The organism is Terrimesophilobacter mesophilus (genome assembly GCF_014200375.1).
In the GTDB taxonomy this organism is placed as follows: domain Bacteria; phylum Actinomycetota; class Actinomycetes; order Actinomycetales; family Microbacteriaceae; genus Terrimesophilobacter; species Terrimesophilobacter mesophilus.
Map to the genome: position 1 here is coordinate 1,644,556 of NZ_JACHBP010000001.1, position 15,496 is coordinate 1,660,051.

Below are 15,496 nucleotides of genomic sequence, written 5' to 3' on the forward strand. Positions count from 1 at the left end.
CGTGGCCAGGAACAGCAACCCGAAGATGCAGAGGATCGACCCGTCGAAGACGCCTGTGAAGGGCGCCGTGCGGGAACCGGTCAAGCAGTCGTCGAAACAACGCGCAGCCGAGACTCCCACCTACGAGAAGAAGAAGCCGGCGAAGCAGGCGAAGCGCAAGGGTGGACGCCCCGGCGGCCGGTCGCCGGTCCCCGTCGTCCACAAGGCCACATTCGGCGACTGGGTCGCCGGGGCACGCATCCGCACTCTGCCGCTGGCCATCGCCCCCGTCGCACTGGGCACGGCCGCGGCACACGCGGCAACCGGATTCGAGGACTGGCACTGGGTGCGCGCACTCCTGTGCCTCGCCGTCGCCCTCGGCTTGCAGATCGGCGTCAACTACGCGAACGACTATTCGGATGGCATCCGCGGCACGGACGCGCACCGCGTCGGCCCGTCGAGGCTCACCGGGTCCGGAGCGGCGAAACCGAGGACCGTTCTCGCGGTCGCCCTGTTCTTCTTCGCCGTCGCAGCACTCGCCGGCGTCGCCGTCGTGGTCCTCAGCGGCCAGTACTGGATGCTCGCGGTCGGTGCAGTATGCGTGCTCGCCGCCTGGTTCTACACCGGCGGGAAGCATCCGTACGGATATTACGGGCTCGGCGAGGTCTTCGTGTTCGTGTTCTTCGGCATCGTGGCGACGGCGGGCACGACCTTCGTGCAGGTCGGAACGGTGAACCTGGAGAGCTGGATCGCCGGTGTCGCCGCCGGGCTGCTGGCCTGCGCGGTGCTCATGGCGAACAACCTGCGCGACCTCGACCAGGACCGGTCGGCCGGCAAGCGCACGCTCTCGGTGCTCGTCGGCGGCCTGACTTCGCGCATCCTTTTCGCGGTGTTCGTGCTGCTGCCGTTCGTGCTGCTCGGCTTCTTCGTTCTCCTCTACCAGAACTCGTACCTCGTCTATTTCACACTGCTGCTCGCCATTCCGGCGGTCATCATCGTGCTCACGGCGAAGACGCCGAAGGAGTTCCTGCTCGCTCTGAAACTGACGAGCCTGACCGCGCTCATCTACGGAGTGTGGCTCGCCTGCACGATCGCGTTCTAGGGTCGATCCCCGTCGTCGGTGTTCGCTGAGTCCCGGTCGAGGGCCGCGTTCTCCAGGTCGTTGTCCGCATCGCGGTTCGAGCCCCTGCCCCACGATTGCACGACTGTCGCAACCTCATTCCGCTGCTGCGTGAGGAAGAGGTAGGAGAGGCAGGCTGCGATCACGGCGGCCACGAGGGCGGAAACCCACCACCAGATCCCGAGCACCATGAAGATCACGAACGGGACGGCGAACAGCAGGACCCTGAGGATCGAATAGACGACGATCCGGCGCGACGCACTCACCGTCCCAGTCTAGGTCGGCTCGTCGTGAGAACGCCCCGCGCTCGGCACCGGCACGGGATGCTGGCCTACAATCAGCACATGCGGGCCTTTCTGACTCTTGCCGTCGGCGCTCTGGCGATCGGCTTCTGGGTCTACGCCGTCATCGACTGCGCTCTCACGGATGCCCGACGTGCACGGGGCATCCCGAAGGGCGCGTGGGTCGTCGTCGTCATCCTGCTCAGTGTCGTCGGCGGCGCGCTCTGGTTCATCGTCGGCAAGGACCGCAGCGGCGGCCGTGGCGGAATCCGGGTGGATCGCGCTCCGGATGACGACCCGACGTTCCTGCGCAGCATCGCCGCCGACGCGGAGCAGGAGGAGCGCATCCGTCAGCTCGAGAAGGAGATCGCCGACCTCGACGACGATTCACGCGACACATGACGTCGACCGGTACGGCTTCCGAGTTCTCGGCGGCTGTGCTCGCGGAACTGGTGCGTGCGGGGGTTCGCCACGTCGTCGTCAGTCCCGGATCGCGCTCGCAGGCCCTGGCGCTCGCCGCCGTCGAGTTCGAGCGTGCGGGGCTCCTGACCGTCTCGGTGCGCATCGATGAACGCGGAGCAGGATTCCTCGCGCTCGGCCTCGCCGTCGAATCCGGCGTGCCGGCAGCGGTCATCACGACCTCCGGTACCGCGGTGGCCAACCTGCTGCCCGCCGTCCTGGAGGCGCACCACTCCGGCGTGCCGATGATCCTCCTGACCGCCGACCGCCCGGCGGAGCTCCGCGGCATCGGTTCGAACCAGACCACGACCCAGCTCGGGATGTTCGGGGACTTCGTGCGGTTCGCCCGCGAGGTCGAGGCTCCGAGCGTTGGCGGTTTCGACCCCGGGTTCCCCGGTGAACTCGCTCGTGCGGCGTATTCGGCGGCCGTCGGCCATTCCGGCAGCCCGGGGCCGGTGCAGGTCGATATCGCGTTCCGCGAACCGCTCTCCGGCAGGTTCGATGCGTCGATCCTCGACGGGCTCGCGGCTGGCGTGGATGTGGCAGCTGCAGTCGCTGCCCCGCCGGCGACGGGCTCCGCCGAGGCCCTGCGGATCGAACCGGGCACGGTCGTCGTGGCCGGGCACGGCGCCGGACCCGCGGCGGAGGACGCCGCGAGGGCCCTCTACGCACCGCTCATCGCCGAGGTGTCGAGCGGTGCCCGCTTCGGCCGCAACCTCATCGTCGCCTATCGGGAGCTGCTCGCGCGGCCCGAGTTCGGTGGAAGCATTCGCCGTGTGATCGTCTTCGGACATCCGACTCTCAGTCGCGAGGTGCCCGCGCTCATCGAGAGGGATGACGTGGAGACCATCGTCGTGCGCGGCATGACGGCGGAGGCCTACAACCCCGGGCATCGTGCGGCGAGGATCGTCGAGTCGATCAGCGTCGCGGAGCCCGTCGGTGCGGCCGATACGGGCTGGCTGGGCGGCTGGGTCATGGCGAGCAGGGCCATGCTGGCGGAGTCATCCGATGCAGGGTCATCCGGCGCTGCGGCGACCGGCGGCGACCCCGCGTTCGCCCGCACCGACGACCCCGCAGCGGTGAGGGAGTTCACGAAGACGCAGCTCGCCGTGTTCCGCGAAGCGGTGTCGCGCCGGATGCTCGTGGAGGCCGTGTGGCAGGCCACCTGGCCGCATGACCGCCTGGTCTTCGCCTCGTCGAGGCTCATCCGGGAGGCCGACCGCATCGTGGCGGGCAAGAACATCCGGGTGCATGCGAATCGCGGTCTGGCCGGGATCGACGGGACCATCGCGACCGCGATCGGGATCTCGCTCGCGAGCCAGTTCGCGGCGGATGCCGGGCGAGCGGATGCCGGTCACGCTGCGGCGGGCACGACGCGGGTGGTGCTCGGCGACCTTGCATTCCTGCACGATGTCGGCTCGCTGCTTGCCGCGCCGGGGGAACCGGAACCACGCATCCAGTTGATCGTCGGCAACGACGGAGGGGGAACGATCTTCGACTCCCTCGAGGTTGCGGCGACCGCGGACGGCGGCGCCTTCGATCGCGTGCTCTACACGCCGCACACGGCGAAACCCGCGGCGCTCGCCGAGGCGTACGGATGGAACTACCGCCTCGTGAACAATCGGGGGGAACTCGACGAGGCGCTCAGCAGCGGAGGCAGGACCGTCATCGAGATCCCGCTGGGGCGCTGACGGGCCACCTCTGAATCCCCATCGCGGCAGGCAAACGGCTACCATCGGCACATGTCGAAGCGACACTGGGAATCGGATCCGGCACCGTTGCTCGCGGTGAGCACCGGTTTCGACCTGTCGAAGGTCGACCCGTCCTCGACCCCGGCGTTCAGCGGCGACAAGCACGATGGCCAGAGCGTTCTCGCTGACGCATCCGACGAACTCTCCGAGCTGCAGGAGCGTCTCTACGCGGAGAGCCGCTCCGGGGGTGTCCGCAGGGTTCTGCTCGTCCTCCAGGCGATGGACACGGCAGGCAAGGGCGGCGTCATCCGGCACGTCGTCGGTGCGATCGACCCGCAGGGCTCGAAGGTGTACGGGTTCAAGAAGCCGACGCCGGAGGAGCTCGAACACGACTTCCTCTGGCGGATTCGACGGCAGCTTCCCGGTGCGGGTGTCATCGGCGTGTTCGACCGTTCGCACTACGAGGATGTGCTCATCGCCCGCGTGCGCAGCCTCGCCCCCGCGGAGGTGATCGAGGCACGGTACGGGCAGATCATCGCCTTCGAGAGCGAACTCGCTGCATCGGGCACGACCATCATCAAGGTCATGCTGCACATCAGTCCCGGTGAGCAGCGTGCGAGGCTCGCGGAGCGGCTCGAGCGCGCGGACAAGCACTGGAAGTACAACCCGGGCGATCTCGACGAGCGGGCGCTCTGGCCCGAATATCAGAAGGCCTACCAGGTCGCGCTCGAGCGCACGTCGACGGATGACGCCCCCTGGTACGTGGTCCCCGCGGACCACAAGTGGTACGCCCGCGTCGCCGTGCAGCGGCTTCTGCTCGACGCCCTTCGACGGCTCGATCCTCAGTGGCCCGCCGCGACCTTCGATATCGAAGAGGAGAAGAAGCGGCTCGCAGAGTCCTAGCGACCGCTAGCCGGCGAACGCCTCGACGATGGGGCGGAACTTGAGCGAGGTCTCTGCGAGTTCGTGCTCCGCAACCGACTCGGCGACGATGCCCGCTCCCGCATACGCGCGCACGGTGCCATCCGGCTCGACCTGGCAGCACCGCAGGGCGATCGCCCATTCGCCGTCGCCGTCGCCACCGACCCAGCCGACCGGCCCGGCATAGCGTCCGCGGTCGAACGGCTCCAGCTCCTCGATGAGCGCCACGGCTGCCGGTGTCGGCGTGCCGGCGACCGCCGCGGTGGGATGCAGCGCATCGATGAGGTCGAGCGAACTCGAGCCGTCGGCGACGGTACCCTCCACATCGCTTGCAAGGTGCCACAGGTTGGGAAGTCGGAGCGTGAACGGCTGCTCGCTCGATGTCACACCGGGGCTGTGCGGCCGAAGGGCGGCGAGTACGCTCTGCACGGCGTACTGATGCTCGTCCTGGTCCTTCGCCGACGTCGCGAGAGCGAGGGATGCCTGCTGGTCCGTCGCGGCATCCGTTCCGCGGGCGGCGCTGCCGGCGAGCACGCGCGCGGTCACCGTGCGCTTCGTCACAGCCACGAGGGTCTCCGGGCTCGACCCGAGGAAGTCGTCGACCGCGAACGTCCAGCAGTCGGGGTAACCGGTCGCGAGTGCGGAGAGCACAGCGGCCGTGTCGGCCGGCCCGGTGAGGCGACCGACGATCTCCCGCGCCAGGACGACCTTGCTGAGGCCGACACCGTCGATCCTGTTGAGTGCTGCATCGACCGCCGCGAGGAAGGCATCCGGGGGGAGGGCGCCGGCGGTGAACGCCACAGGGGCGGAGTGAACCGCGGAGCGCGTCGAGGGAACGGGTGCGTCGATGTCGTTCCCCGCCCGGATGCGCGTCAGCCAGGCACGCCCGTTCCGACGGCCCAGTACGACGGACGGGACCACGAGGACGCTCGTCGCCGGAGAGTGGTCGGAGAACGCGAACGCACCGAACGCGATGAGACCGGAGCCAGGCACCCCGATGCCGTCCTCGACGCTCGCGGCTGCGGCGACGCGGCGCCAGGCGGCCGCGGCATCCGTCATTCTCGTCGGCCCGGAGAATTCGAGTCTGGCCGCTTCGCCGAAACCTGCCATGCCGTCGCCGCGACGCAGCCAGAGGAGCTGCCGACGGGGGGGCAGCAGTTCGAGAGTCGACTCCACATCGTCGATGGCGACGGTCGACACCGTGAGGGCGGGGACAGTCTGCTCCGGCACGCTCACAGATCCAGCGTAGCCGTCGCCGCGGGCGCGGCAGGCGGTCGGGGTGGCCGAATAGACTGGGGGCATGGCCACGGCGGATCTCAGCAAGCAACCCGATGAGGTTGCCGCGATGTTCGACGAGGTCGCCCCGAAATACGACCGTACGAACGCCGTGCTCTCGGTCGGCAACTCGTGGCTCTGGCGTCTTCAGACCGTGCGCGCGATCGCTCCGCAGTCGGGCGAGCGGATTCTCGACATCGCCGCAGGCACCGGAACGAGTTCTGCGGCGATCGCCAGGTCCGGTGCCGAGGTGGTCGCAGCGGATTTCTCGCCGGGGATGATCGAGGTGGGCCGCAGGCGACATCCGAAGATCGAGTTCGTGCAGGCGGATGCGATGGCTCTTCCGTTCCGCACGGGCGAGTTCGACGCCGTCACGATCTCTTTCGGACTGCGCAACGTCAAGGATCCCCGCAAGGCGCTCAAGGAGATGTATCGGGTGATGAAGCCCGGCGGCCGGCTCGTCGTGTGCGAGTTCTCCACACCGCCGCACGCGCTCCTGCGCGCAGGCTACGGCGTGTACCTGAGGCACGTGATGCCGCGCGTCGTCGACCTGGCGAGCTCGAACCCCGAGGCATACAGCTATCTCGCCGAGTCGATCAGCGACTGGCCGGACCAGGGCACCCTCAGCCAGTGGCTGCGCGGCGCCGGATTCACCCGCGTCGCGTACCGCAATCTCACCTCCGGCATCGTGGCCCTCCACCGTGGGCACAAGCCGGAGCGCAAACAGAGGGCGAAAGCGTCCGTTCCGGAAGCGCCCCCGAGTTGAGTTCGCCGCAGGAGATTCAACAGCTTCGCCGCCGTCACAAACTTCAGTCGACGTTCGGTCTCGGCGAGACACTGTTCGCCTCCGCGGATGACCGTCGATTCGCGGTCGCGCTCGAGGAGGGCCTCAAGCAGGTCGAGTCCGGTCTGCTCGCCGAGATGGAGTTCGCCGACAACCTGGCGGACGTGACGGCCCGCTACCTGTTCGACGCCGGCGGCAAGCGCATCCGGCCGACGCTCGCTCTTCTCACCGCGCAGTTGGGGATCGGAAACACCCCGAAGGTGATCATCGCCGCGCAGGCGATGGAGATCACCCATCTCGCCTCGCTGTACCACGACGACGTCATGGACGATGCGGATGTGCGACGCGGGGTTCCGAGCGTGCAGACGGTGTGGGGCAACTCGGTTGCGATCCTCACCGGCGACCTTCTGTTCGCCAGGGCGGGCAGGCTCGTGGCGAGCCTCGGCGACAAGGCCGTCCAACTGCAGTCGGACACGTTCGAACGGTTGTGCCTCGGGCAGCTGCACGAAACGATCGGACCTGCGCCGGAGGATGACCCGATTGAGCACTACCTTCAGGTCCTGGCCGACAAGACCGGTTCGCTCATCGCAGCGGCCGCTCAGGTCGGGGTCATCTTCTCGAGTGCGCCGGAGGAGTTCGAGGATCCGGTGCGCGAGTTCGGGGAGAAGATCGGGGTCGCATTCCAGCTGATCGACGACGTCATCGACCTCTCCGGCGACCTGGAGGAGACCGGCAAGTCGCCGGGCACCGACCTGCGTTCCGGGGTGGCGACGCTGCCGCTGCTGAAGCTGCGGAAGCGTGCGGTCGGCAATCCGGATGATGCGGTCCTGCTCGCCAGAATCGATCACGGTGTGCGCAGCGGTGAGACGACGACCCTGGAATTCGATGAGGCGATTGCCGCGCTCAAGGCTCACGCGGTGACCCGCGAGACCCTCGATGAGGCGCACCGCTGGGCGCACGAAGGGATCGCCGCGCTGTCGGTGCTTCCGGATGGCCCGGTGCGCAGGGCCCTGACGAAGTTCGCGGACACGCTCGTCGAGCGTTCGAACTGAGGCGCGGCGTGAGCGAGCGGCAGAAACCGGTATTACGCGTGGCCATCGTCGGTGCGGGGCCGGCCGGCATCTACGCCGCCGATCTGCTGCTCAAGGCGGAGCGCCCGTTCCAGGTATCGATCGACCTCTTCGAGCAGCTCCCCGCTCCGTATGGGCTCGTCCGGTACGGGGTCGCGCCCGACCATCCGCGCATCAAAGGGATCGTCAACGCGCTGCGCGATGTTCTCGATGGCGGCAACATCCGCTTCTTCGGCAACGTCCGCTTCGGCACCGACATCACGCTCGATGACCTCAAACGGCACTACAACGCCGTGATCTTCACGACCGGGGCGATTCGGGATGCCGAGCTCGACATCCCGGGGATCGAGCTGCTGGGGAGCTTCGGGGCGAGCCAGTTCGTGAGCTGGTACGACGGGCATCCGGATGTTCCGCGCGACTGGCCGCTCGACCACACGTCCGCCGCGGTGATCGGCAACGGCAATGTTGCGCTCGATGTGGCGCGGATGCTCGCGAAGCACGCCGAGGATCTCCTCCCCACCGAGGTTCCCGCGAACGTCTACGACCGGCTCGTCGCCTCGCCCATCACGGACGTGCACATCTTCGGTCGGCGCGGACCGATCCAGGTGCGGTTCACGCCGCTCGAACTGCGCGAGCTCGGGGAGCTGCGCGATGTGGACATCATCCTCGACGACGCCGACTTCGGCGTCGACGAGTCGGATGAGCGGTCGATCGCGACGAGCAAGCAGTTGCTCGTCATCAACCGGATTCTCACCGAGTGGCGCTCCCGCGAGACCGGACGGGCCTCGCGCCGGATTCACCTTCACTTCTATTCGAGGCCGGCCGAGATTCTCGGGTCCGATCGCGTCACGGGGCTCCGCGTCGAGCGCACGGCGCCGGATGGCGAGGGCGGCGCCCACGGGACGGGCGAGTTCCGGGAGTTCCCGGTCGACGCGGTGTACCGGGCGGTCGGCTACTTCGGAAGCCCGCTGGACGGGGTGCCGTTCGACGACCGCCGCGGCGTCATCCCGAACCGTGCGGGCCGAGCGATCGACGACGAGGACGAGCGGGTGCACGGCGTCTACGCGAGCGGCTGGATCAAGCGCGGTCCGGTCGGTCTCATCGGCGCGACCAAGAGCGACGCCATGGAGACGGTGCAGGCGCTCCTGGGAGACCAGTCGGAGTGGTGGTCGCCCTCAGAGCCGGACACGGACGCCATCCCGCGCATGCTCGAGGCGCGAGGCATCCGGTACACGACGGTTCAGGGCTGGCACCGGCTGGATGCGCACGAGCGCGCCCTCGGTGAGGCTCAGCAGCGGGAGCGGGTCAAGGTCGTCCCGCGCGAAGAGATGGTGGAGATCTCCGACCCCCCGGCTACTGCACAGCCGACGTGAGCCTCGCGATGTTGTCGAGCACCTGGGAGAAGAACGGCCGCGCCAGCCACTCCTCGAGGTGCAGTTCGCGGCTGTTCTGCCGGTAGCTCTCCTCCAGCGTTCGCAACTTCCGCACGAACGAGTGGCCGCGCACCATGACGGAGATCTCCAGGTTGAGGCTGAAGGAGCGCATGTCCATGTTGCTCGAACCGATGACGGCCACCTGGTCGTCGATCGTGAAGTGCTTGGGGTGCAGCACGGTGGGCGACCGGTACAGCCAGATGCGAACTCCAGCCTTCAACAGTGCCTCGTAGTAGCTGCGCTGCGCGTGGTACACGACCGGCTGGTCCCCGATCTCGGAGACGAAGAGCTGCACGTCGAGCCCGCTCTGGGCTGCTGTGGTGATCGCATAGAGCATCGACTCGTCCGGCACGAAGTACGGGCTGCAGATGATGATGCGCTCCTGCGCCGCGTAGAGCAGTGAGTTGAACAACCGCAGATTGTTCTCGCCGTCGAAGGATGGCCCACTCGGCACGACCTGCGCGCCCACCCGGTCCTTGACCGTCAACTCACGGATCGGGTCGGTCTCCCGCGTCAGCAGCTCGTTGGTCTCGGCATACCAGTCGGTGACGAAGAGGGCGTTGATCCCGGCGACGATCGGCCCCTCGAACCGCACCATGAGGTCCTTCCAGTGCAGGCCCCTCCGCTTGTTCGACCGCTTGTTGTAGCTCGAGTCGATGATGTTCTGCGACCCCGTGAAGGCGACGAGGCCGTCCACCACGAGCAGCTTGCGGTGGTTGCGCAGGTCGAGTCGCTGGAATTTCCAGCGCAGGGGCTGGAACGGCAGCATGAGCCGCCATTGCACACCCATCGACTTGAGGCGACGGATGGTGCGCCGATACCCCGGATAGCGCAGCGATGCGACGTGGTCGAGCAGCACCCGCACCGTCACCCCGCGGGCGGCGGCCGCCTCGAGCGCGTCGAAGTACGGCGCCGTCGTGTCGTCCAGCGACATGATGTAGAACTCCGAGTGCACGTACCTCTTCGCCTTGCCCACGGCATCCGTCATCGCCTGGAGGGATTCGAGATAGTCGGGGTGAAGCCTGGCGTCGTTGCCGCCGACGAGCGGCATGGCGCCCAGGTTTCGGTTGAGTGTGGCGATCGGTTCGAGCCATTCCGGCCACGGATGCTCGTGGCTCAGCTGGTCGATGCCCTCCGTGGTGTCCAGGATGTAGCGGTTGATCTCGTCCTGCTTGTCGCGCCTGCCCTTCGGCAGGTGCCGGCTGCCGAGCACGAGGAACAGCAGGATCCCGATATAGGGGAGGAAGAAGATGGCGAGCAGCCACGCCATGGCGGTCTGGGGCCTGCGGTTGCGCGGGATGACGACGATGGAGACGACACGGATGACGAAGTCGATCGCGACGAGGATGCCCGCGATCCAGAACGCGAGGTTCGTACCTTCCACGGCACTCCGATCAGGATGCGGGGCGAGTCCTACCGAAAGTTGACGAACTGCAGGTCGACGTCGAGTTTCGCGGCCTTGAGCACGGCCATGGTGGCCTGCAGGTCGTCGCGACTCTTCGAACTGACCCGCAACTCGTCGCCCTGGATCTGCGACTTCACGCTCTTGGGCGCTTCGTCGCGGATGATCTTGCCGATCTTCTTCGCATCCTCCTGGGCGATGCCCTGCTTGACGCCGGCCTCGATCCGGTACTCCTTGCCGGACGCGTACGGGTCTCCGGCGTCGAGACTCCGCAGCGAGATGCCGCGCTTGATGAGCTTCGACTCGAACACCTCCAGCACGGCCTTCACCCGCTCCTCGGTGTTCGCCTTCATGAGCACCTTCTCGCCGCTGTAGTCGATCTCGGCTCCCACGTTCTTGAAGTCGTAACGCTGGGAGATCTCCTTCTGCGCCTGGTGGAGGGCGTTGTCGAGCTCCATCTTGTCCACTTTGCTGACGATGTCGAAGGTTGAATCTGCCATGCGCCCATGGTAGCCGCGCAGCCTCGGCCGAGCGATTCCGGGCTTCACGGGAAACTGTGGTGGGATTGCGGGGATGTCAACCCATTCCCGCGCGTTCGTCACGGTCGCGGCGATCGGCGTTCTCGCCGTGATCGCCGTCGTCGTCATGGTCGTGCTGAGTCCGCGGGTGACTCCTCCCGGTGGCGCACCGGGGCCGTCCGAGAAGCCCGGTCCGGACTATGCGCTCGCGGCCGACCCTCCGCCCGTCGCGGCAGAGCGCACCCGCCGCGGCGTGGCGGGGCTCGCGGATGCCGGCTGGGTCGACCGGGTCTCCGCGGCATCCGGTATTCCTGCGCGGGCGCTCGCCGCGTATGCGGGGGTGGCGATCGCGAAGGCGAGGGCGATGCCGGCGTGCGGGCTCGGTTGGACGACTCTCGCCGGGATTGGGCTCGTGGAGAGCGATCACGGCAGGCACGGTGGGTCGAGCGTCGAGGAGGATGGCACGGTGTCCCCGCCCATCTTCGGGATCGCGCTGGACGGTTCGGCGTCGTCGCACATCCCCGATTCGGATGGCGGCACGTTCGACGGGGACGCGAAGTTCGACCGTGCTGTCGGCCCCATGCAGTTGATCCCGCAGACCTGGCGGAACTGGCACGTCGACGGAAGCGGCGACGGCAAGGAGGACCCGCAGAACATCGATGACGCGGTGCTGGCGACCGCGAACTACCTGTGCCGTGCGAGCGGCGATATGGCGGATCGCGCCGGGTGGCGCGCGGGCATCCTGGCCTTCAACAGCTCGAACGCGTACGTCCAGTCGGTCGCGAACGCTGCGAACCGGTACGCCGCGGACGCCGGTGATTTTGTGGTGCCCTGAGGCACGCTATCCTTGTGTTCTGTCTCCGGTCAGATGAATACATGTGGCCGGAGCACCTGGCAAGTTACCCAAGCGGCCAAAGGGATCTGACTGTAAATCAGACGTCTCAGACTTCACAGGTTCGAATCCTGTACTTGCCACCCTCTGCCACCCTGCTCGCACCGCGCGAGTCCAGGCAGATGCCCGTCCGACGGGGGAGGATCGCATCCCAAATCGGGGCTGTTGTTTTCACAGCGTCTTGGGCTATTCTTTATGAGTTCGTTACCTGCGCGCCCACGGGCGTACAGGTGGCAACGGCCCGGCTTGCGTACCCCCGCCCATGCCGGCCGATCGTTGAGGAGCTCCTAGGAAATGTCGTCGATGCTGCATGCTGCGCGCGTCATGGACCTCCCCACTCGCTCGGGAAGGGCCTATCGGTAGCCCGTGACTGAGTTCAACTGGGATTTCGGTTCCGCGCCGACGGATTATCCTTCCACCGCCGACACCGGCAACGATTTCGCAGCCCTCGGTTTCGAGATTCGCGAGACCCTTCCGACTCCAGCCTCGGCTCCCGCTCCGTCCGCAGCACCGACGGCGGATGCTGCGCCGTTGACGCGCCGCGAGCTGCTCGCGCGCGAACGAGCCTCCACGCCTCCGGTCCCGCCGGCGGCGCAGCCGACGCAGACTTTCGTGAAGCCGACGATCGTGATGGCGCAGCCGATCGCCGACTCCGGGCGCAAGGCGAAGGCACCGAAGAAGCCGAAGGCGCTTCGTCCGGTGAAGCCGCCGCGTGGCACGTCGCGCCCGCGCAAGGCGGCGCCGACATCAGTGCGTCCCCCGGCTGCGGCGTCGAAGCGGATGCCGGTGAAGCGGAAGTCGTTCAAGCGGCGTCTGCTGTCGAAGCTGATGACTTTCGGGGCAATGGTCGGCGCCGGGCTCATGATGGTGTCGACGTCGCTTCCTGCGAATGCGTTCTATTCAGGAAACGATCTCTCCACCGCCGAGGGCGCGATTGCTGCCCCTGCGGAGGCAAAGGTCCAGGCGCTCATGTCGCAGCCTGCTGCGCAGTTGAGCGTGACGCGCGACGGGTACACCACGACCTCGTTCCGCGAGGAGATCTTCCTCCGGTACGGAAACCGCAACTTCTTCTACACGAACGATCCGAATGGCACCATCCAGTGGCCGTTCGCGATCGCGGTCCCGATTTCCGACGGGTACGGCCCGCGCGTCGCGCCGTGCCCAGGATGTTCGACCTTCCACCACGGTGTCGACTTCATCCCTGGCCTTGGTGCGCACATCCAGGCGATCGCGGACGGTGTCGTCGTCGGTGTCGACAGCGGTGACTGGAGTTACGGCGAACACGTCATCATCGCGCACGTCATCAACGGTGTGCACGTCGAGAGCCTTTACGCGCACATGGAGGTCGGCAGCATCAAGGTGAAGGTCGGCCAGGAGGTCAAGGTGGGCGATGAGCTCGGCCTCGTCGGTTCGACCGGTGAGTCCACCGGTCCGCACCTCCACCTGGAGATTCACATCAATGGTGTTCCGGTCGACCCGTTCGCCTGGCTCAAGGCCAACGCGAACTAGTTGTACAGCGCGGGTCAGACGTCGGTGAGGCGGTAGCCTTCGACAACGCGTGATTCCCATTCGTCGAAGGGGTCATTGGCGACCGCGTCGCGGGCGAGGTGAATGGATGCCTCCATCGCCTCCTGCGAGGACCAGATGGCCAGGCCGGCGAGCACGCCGGCATCTGCATCCTGCATCGTGTGGACACTGATGAGGCCGGGTGCCCCGGCGAGTGCAGCGCCGAAGCGGTGCATCGAGTCGATGACGGCGGTCTCGGCGCCGGGCTGCGGATGGTGGATGGTGAGGTGCATGAACATGCTGGTTCTCTCCCTCGATCACTCGGGTCGAACACGTCGAAACTACCCTGTCGGCGGATGCTAGTCTCTTACGGTGCCAATCCCACGCGTGTCGTGGTGTTTTGCGCGCCCCCTTAGCTCATTGGTAGAGCACTTCCTTGGTAAGGAAGAGGTAGTGGGTCCGATTCCCACAGGGGGCTCGGCCATCCGGTTTCCGGATGCCGTGGCTGGGTAGCTCAGTTGGTGAGAGCGCACGACTCATAATCGTGAGGTCGCGGGTTCGAATCCCGCCCCAGCTACTTCAGGAGGCCCGTGACTCTCGGCATCTTGCCCCGCTTTGGTTGAACTCTGGGCGCCCGCGGCGGGCGCTGCAGATTATCTGCGCATATTAAGAAAATGCAATAACTCACTATCAAGTTCCCTTAATACCTTGGTATGATGTTTTCTTGATAGGGGTGCCGCATGAAGCAGAATGAACTCGTTTGGCGCACCCTCGTCGATCGCTCGATCAAGGGGCATCGGCGATGGGACAGCTTCGCCGATCTCGCGTACGCATCCGGAGTGCCTTGGGCGACGGCGCGATTCGCGTGCCTGAAGTTGTTGGATATCGGAGCGCTCACCTCTTACAGGGGTGGGGGACTTTCTGTCGTGAGCCCCGAGAAGGTGCTCACAGTGGCCTGCGGCGCGCGCAATCTCTCGGCTGACACTGTGGCGTGGACATCTCAGGGCGCTCTAGACGGTCATTCCGTGGTGTGGGGAGGGCCAGATGCCGCAGTACATCACCTTGGCGGCGCAAACACTGTCGCCCATATCGACGCACGGGTTGCCTACATTTCTGCCTCAATCACTGATTTGCCAAAAGGTAAAGACGTGCGGGTGCTGCACATGGATGCGCGGGCCGCGCGTGAATGGGATGGCTTCTCGAGCGTCGCCCAAACGTTTGTCGACCTGTTCGCGACACCAGGCTGGCAAGCGTCTGAGTTTCGTTTTGCTCTCCGCGACAGGTTCTTCGCAGGTCGCGACTGGGACCAGGAGGCTGGGTAGTTGCCTCTCGTAACGGAAGATGAACTGGGGCGACTGCGTGCGCTCGTGGACAGCCTGGGGTACGACCTTGAACCATCCATTCTTATTGGCGGTTGGGCAACGCATCTTCGAGTTGGCGGCGACATCAGTCTCGACATTGACCTGATCATCAACAGTCCCGAGCTGCGCACGAAGCTGCGCGACGTTTTGCAGGACTATAGCGAGAACAGCCTCCACAGTGGTGGACGCAAAGTTCGTGGCACCGTGAACGGTGTGCATGTGGATGCCTATATTCCTCGCGAGTCGGCGCTCGGTAACAAGCTTCTCCTCGATGTGAATGTTTTGACCAGGTACACCGATGACGAGGTGATGCAAGGCTGGTTGCTGCTCACGCTCGAGGCGCATGTGGCGACGAAGTTTGCTGCGCTGCTGGATCGGCCCGACACGGAGAAGGGCGAGAAGGATGCCCGGGAGATCGTGGCACTGTTGAGGAAGGGCGCATCCGCCGAACGGGCAGTGGAAGTGCTTTACGCGGCAACGGCGGCCCGAAGAATGTCATTCTCGGGCACGTGAAGCACGTGTTCGAGTTGGTGGCCGACCGAGCGCGATTGAACAAGAAGGAGCGAATCTGGTGGGCAGGCCTGCGCCGCGAATGGGTGGATGAGGCTGAACTTCAGGGTCGCCGTTTCGCGCAAGACACCTGACCCGGATTGTTCGTGCCACAGTAGTCACGAGCGCCATCCCCAGTTCGCGTACGTCAGCGTCCCGCCTATCTTGTCAGGGGTTGGCGCTTGACTCGCTACTGTTGAGTAGAGCAGGCCGGGTTCTTCTCACCTTTTGACTCGTCATCCGGCCATGGAGTGA

The 15,496-nt window shown here is 66.3% G+C and carries 16 protein-coding genes and 3 tRNA genes; 14 read left to right on the forward strand and 5 right to left on the reverse strand.

Going from position 1 to position 15,496, the window contains the following annotated elements; all coding sequences use genetic code 11:
- Position 1: 1 nt before the first annotated feature.
- Positions 2 to 1,081: a 1,4-dihydroxy-2-naphthoate polyprenyltransferase gene (locus tag BKA04_RS08235; protein ID WP_232842007.1), complete on the forward strand. Its 1,080-nt coding sequence runs from the start codon at positions 2 to 4 to the stop codon at positions 1,079 to 1,081.
- Here BKA04_RS08235 and BKA04_RS08240 read toward each other — a convergent pair.
- A complete protein-coding gene (locus BKA04_RS08240) occupies positions 1,078 to 1,365 on the reverse strand; it encodes a DUF4229 domain-containing protein (RefSeq protein WP_104095987.1) in 288 nt (95 codons plus the stop codon). The genes BKA04_RS08235 and BKA04_RS08240 overlap by 4 nt on opposite strands.
- A 78-nt stretch (positions 1,366 to 1,443) precedes the next feature.
- Here BKA04_RS08240 and BKA04_RS08245 point away from each other — a divergent pair, with 78 nt between their 5' ends.
- Genes BKA04_RS08245 through BKA04_RS08255 form a run of 3 tightly spaced genes read left to right on the forward strand, consistent with a single transcriptional unit; the run spans position 1,444 to position 4,433 of the window.
- Positions 1,444 to 1,782: a PLDc N-terminal domain-containing protein gene (locus BKA04_RS08245; RefSeq protein WP_104096700.1), complete on the forward strand. Its 339-nt coding sequence runs from the start codon at positions 1,444 to 1,446 to the stop codon at positions 1,780 to 1,782.
- On the forward strand, positions 1,779 to 3,530 hold the full coding sequence (gene menD, locus BKA04_RS08250; protein ID WP_104095988.1) for a 2-succinyl-5-enolpyruvyl-6-hydroxy-3-cyclohexene-1-carboxylic-acid synthase: 1,752 nt from the start codon (positions 1,779 to 1,781) through the stop codon (positions 3,528 to 3,530). Before BKA04_RS08245 ends, menD begins: the two co-directional genes overlap by 4 nt.
- Positions 3,531 to 3,581: 51 nt before the next feature.
- On the forward strand, positions 3,582 to 4,433 hold the full coding sequence (locus BKA04_RS08255) for a PPK2 family polyphosphate kinase (protein ID WP_104095989.1): 852 nt from the start codon (positions 3,582 to 3,584) through the stop codon (positions 4,431 to 4,433).
- Positions 4,434 to 4,439: 6 nt separating this feature from the next.
- On the opposite strand, the gene BKA04_RS08260 is transcribed toward BKA04_RS08255, so the two are convergent.
- A complete protein-coding gene (locus BKA04_RS08260; protein ID WP_333473437.1) occupies positions 4,440 to 5,681 on the reverse strand; it encodes an isochorismate synthase in 1,242 nt (413 codons plus the stop codon).
- Between the two features lie 70 nt (positions 5,682 to 5,751).
- Between BKA04_RS08260 and ubiE the strand changes: the two genes are divergently transcribed.
- Genes ubiE through BKA04_RS08275 form a run of 3 tightly spaced genes read left to right on the forward strand, consistent with a single transcriptional unit; the run spans position 5,752 to position 8,953 of the window.
- A complete protein-coding gene (gene ubiE / locus BKA04_RS08265; protein WP_104095991.1) occupies positions 5,752 to 6,492 on the forward strand; it encodes a bifunctional demethylmenaquinone methyltransferase/2-methoxy-6-polyprenyl-1,4-benzoquinol methylase UbiE in 741 nt (246 codons plus the stop codon).
- Positions 6,489 to 7,562, forward strand: coding sequence for a polyprenyl synthetase family protein (locus tag BKA04_RS08270; RefSeq protein WP_232842009.1), 1,074 nt, complete (start codon positions 6,489 to 6,491; stop codon positions 7,560 to 7,562). The genes ubiE and BKA04_RS08270 overlap by 4 nt, the downstream gene beginning before the upstream one ends.
- Before the next feature lie 8 nt (positions 7,563 to 7,570).
- Complete coding sequence (locus tag BKA04_RS08275) at positions 7,571 to 8,953, forward strand: FAD-dependent oxidoreductase (RefSeq protein WP_104095992.1); 1,383 nt, start codon at positions 7,571 to 7,573, stop codon at positions 8,951 to 8,953.
- On the opposite strand, the gene cls is transcribed toward BKA04_RS08275, so the two are convergent.
- Together cls and BKA04_RS08285 are read right to left on the reverse strand one after the other, a co-directional pair.
- Positions 8,934 to 10,397: a cardiolipin synthase gene (cls, locus tag BKA04_RS08280; RefSeq protein ID WP_104095993.1), complete on the reverse strand. Its 1,464-nt coding sequence runs from the start codon at positions 10,395 to 10,397 to the stop codon at positions 8,934 to 8,936. The genes BKA04_RS08275 and cls overlap by 20 nt on opposite strands.
- Before the next feature lie 29 nt (positions 10,398 to 10,426).
- Positions 10,427 to 10,915, reverse strand: a complete 489-nt coding sequence (locus tag BKA04_RS08285; RefSeq protein WP_104095994.1) for a YajQ family cyclic di-GMP-binding protein — start codon at positions 10,913 to 10,915, stop codon at positions 10,427 to 10,429.
- A gap of 73 nt (positions 10,916 to 10,988) precedes the next feature.
- Between BKA04_RS08285 and BKA04_RS08290 the strand changes: the two genes are divergently transcribed.
- From BKA04_RS08290 to BKA04_RS12275, 3 genes are all read left to right on the forward strand, one after another.
- Positions 10,989 to 11,768: a lytic transglycosylase domain-containing protein gene (locus BKA04_RS08290; protein WP_104095995.1), complete on the forward strand. Its 780-nt coding sequence runs from the start codon at positions 10,989 to 10,991 to the stop codon at positions 11,766 to 11,768.
- A gap of 58 nt (positions 11,769 to 11,826) precedes the next feature.
- Positions 11,827 to 11,908: transfer RNA gene (locus BKA04_RS08295), tRNA-Tyr, on the forward strand.
- A 283-nt stretch (positions 11,909 to 12,191) separates the two neighbouring features.
- Positions 12,192 to 13,334, forward strand: a complete 1,143-nt coding sequence (locus BKA04_RS12275; protein WP_104095996.1) for a M23 family metallopeptidase — start codon at positions 12,192 to 12,194, stop codon at positions 13,332 to 13,334.
- Between the two features lie 14 nt (positions 13,335 to 13,348).
- Here BKA04_RS12275 and BKA04_RS08305 read toward each other — a convergent pair whose 3' ends face one another.
- Positions 13,349 to 13,630 carry an antibiotic biosynthesis monooxygenase gene (locus BKA04_RS08305; RefSeq protein WP_104095997.1) on the reverse strand — a complete coding sequence of 94 codons (282 nt, stop codon included), beginning with the start codon at positions 13,628 to 13,630 and terminating at the stop codon, positions 13,349 to 13,351.
- A gap of 107 nt (positions 13,631 to 13,737) precedes the next feature.
- On the opposite strand from BKA04_RS08305, the gene BKA04_RS08310 reads away from it, so the two are divergent.
- The 4 genes from BKA04_RS08310 (at position 13,738) to BKA04_RS08325 (ending at position 15,205) form a co-directional block, all read left to right on the forward strand.
- A tRNA-Thr gene (locus BKA04_RS08310) sits at positions 13,738 to 13,809 on the forward strand.
- Between the two features lie 25 nt (positions 13,810 to 13,834).
- Positions 13,835 to 13,908 (forward strand) — tRNA-Met (locus BKA04_RS08315).
- 163 nt (positions 13,909 to 14,071) lie between these two features.
- Positions 14,072 to 14,653, forward strand: coding sequence for a hypothetical protein (locus BKA04_RS08320; protein WP_104095998.1), 582 nt, complete (start codon positions 14,072 to 14,074; stop codon positions 14,651 to 14,653).
- Positions 14,654 to 15,205, forward strand: coding sequence for a hypothetical protein (locus BKA04_RS08325; protein ID WP_232842010.1), 552 nt, complete (start codon positions 14,654 to 14,656; stop codon positions 15,203 to 15,205).
- The last annotated feature ends 291 nt before the right edge of the window (positions 15,206 to 15,496 follow it).

Excerpts from the sequence above, each read along its gene's own strand:
- BKA04_RS08285 (WP_104095994.1), bottom strand. The coding sequence starts at position 10,915 with ATGGCAGATTCAACCTTCGACATCGTCAGCAAAGTGGACAAGATGGAG.
- BKA04_RS08245 (WP_104096700.1), top strand. The coding sequence starts at position 1,444 with ATGCGGGCCTTTCTGACTCTTGCCGTCGGCGCTCTGGCGATCGGCTTC.
- BKA04_RS08305 (WP_104095997.1), bottom strand. The coding sequence starts at position 13,630 with ATGTTCATGCACCTCACCATCCACCATCCGCAGCCCGGCGCCGAGACC.
- BKA04_RS08255 (WP_104095989.1), top strand. The coding sequence starts at position 3,582 with ATGTCGAAGCGACACTGGGAATCGGATCCGGCACCGTTGCTCGCGGTG.
- menD (WP_104095988.1), top strand. The coding sequence starts at position 1,779 with ATGACGTCGACCGGTACGGCTTCCGAGTTCTCGGCGGCTGTGCTCGCG.
- ubiE (WP_104095991.1), top strand. The coding sequence starts at position 5,752 with ATGGCCACGGCGGATCTCAGCAAGCAACCCGATGAGGTTGCCGCGATG.
- BKA04_RS08290 (WP_104095995.1), top strand. The coding sequence starts at position 10,989 with ATGTCAACCCATTCCCGCGCGTTCGTCACGGTCGCGGCGATCGGCGTT.
- BKA04_RS08320 (WP_104095998.1), top strand. The coding sequence starts at position 14,072 with ATGAAGCAGAATGAACTCGTTTGGCGCACCCTCGTCGATCGCTCGATC.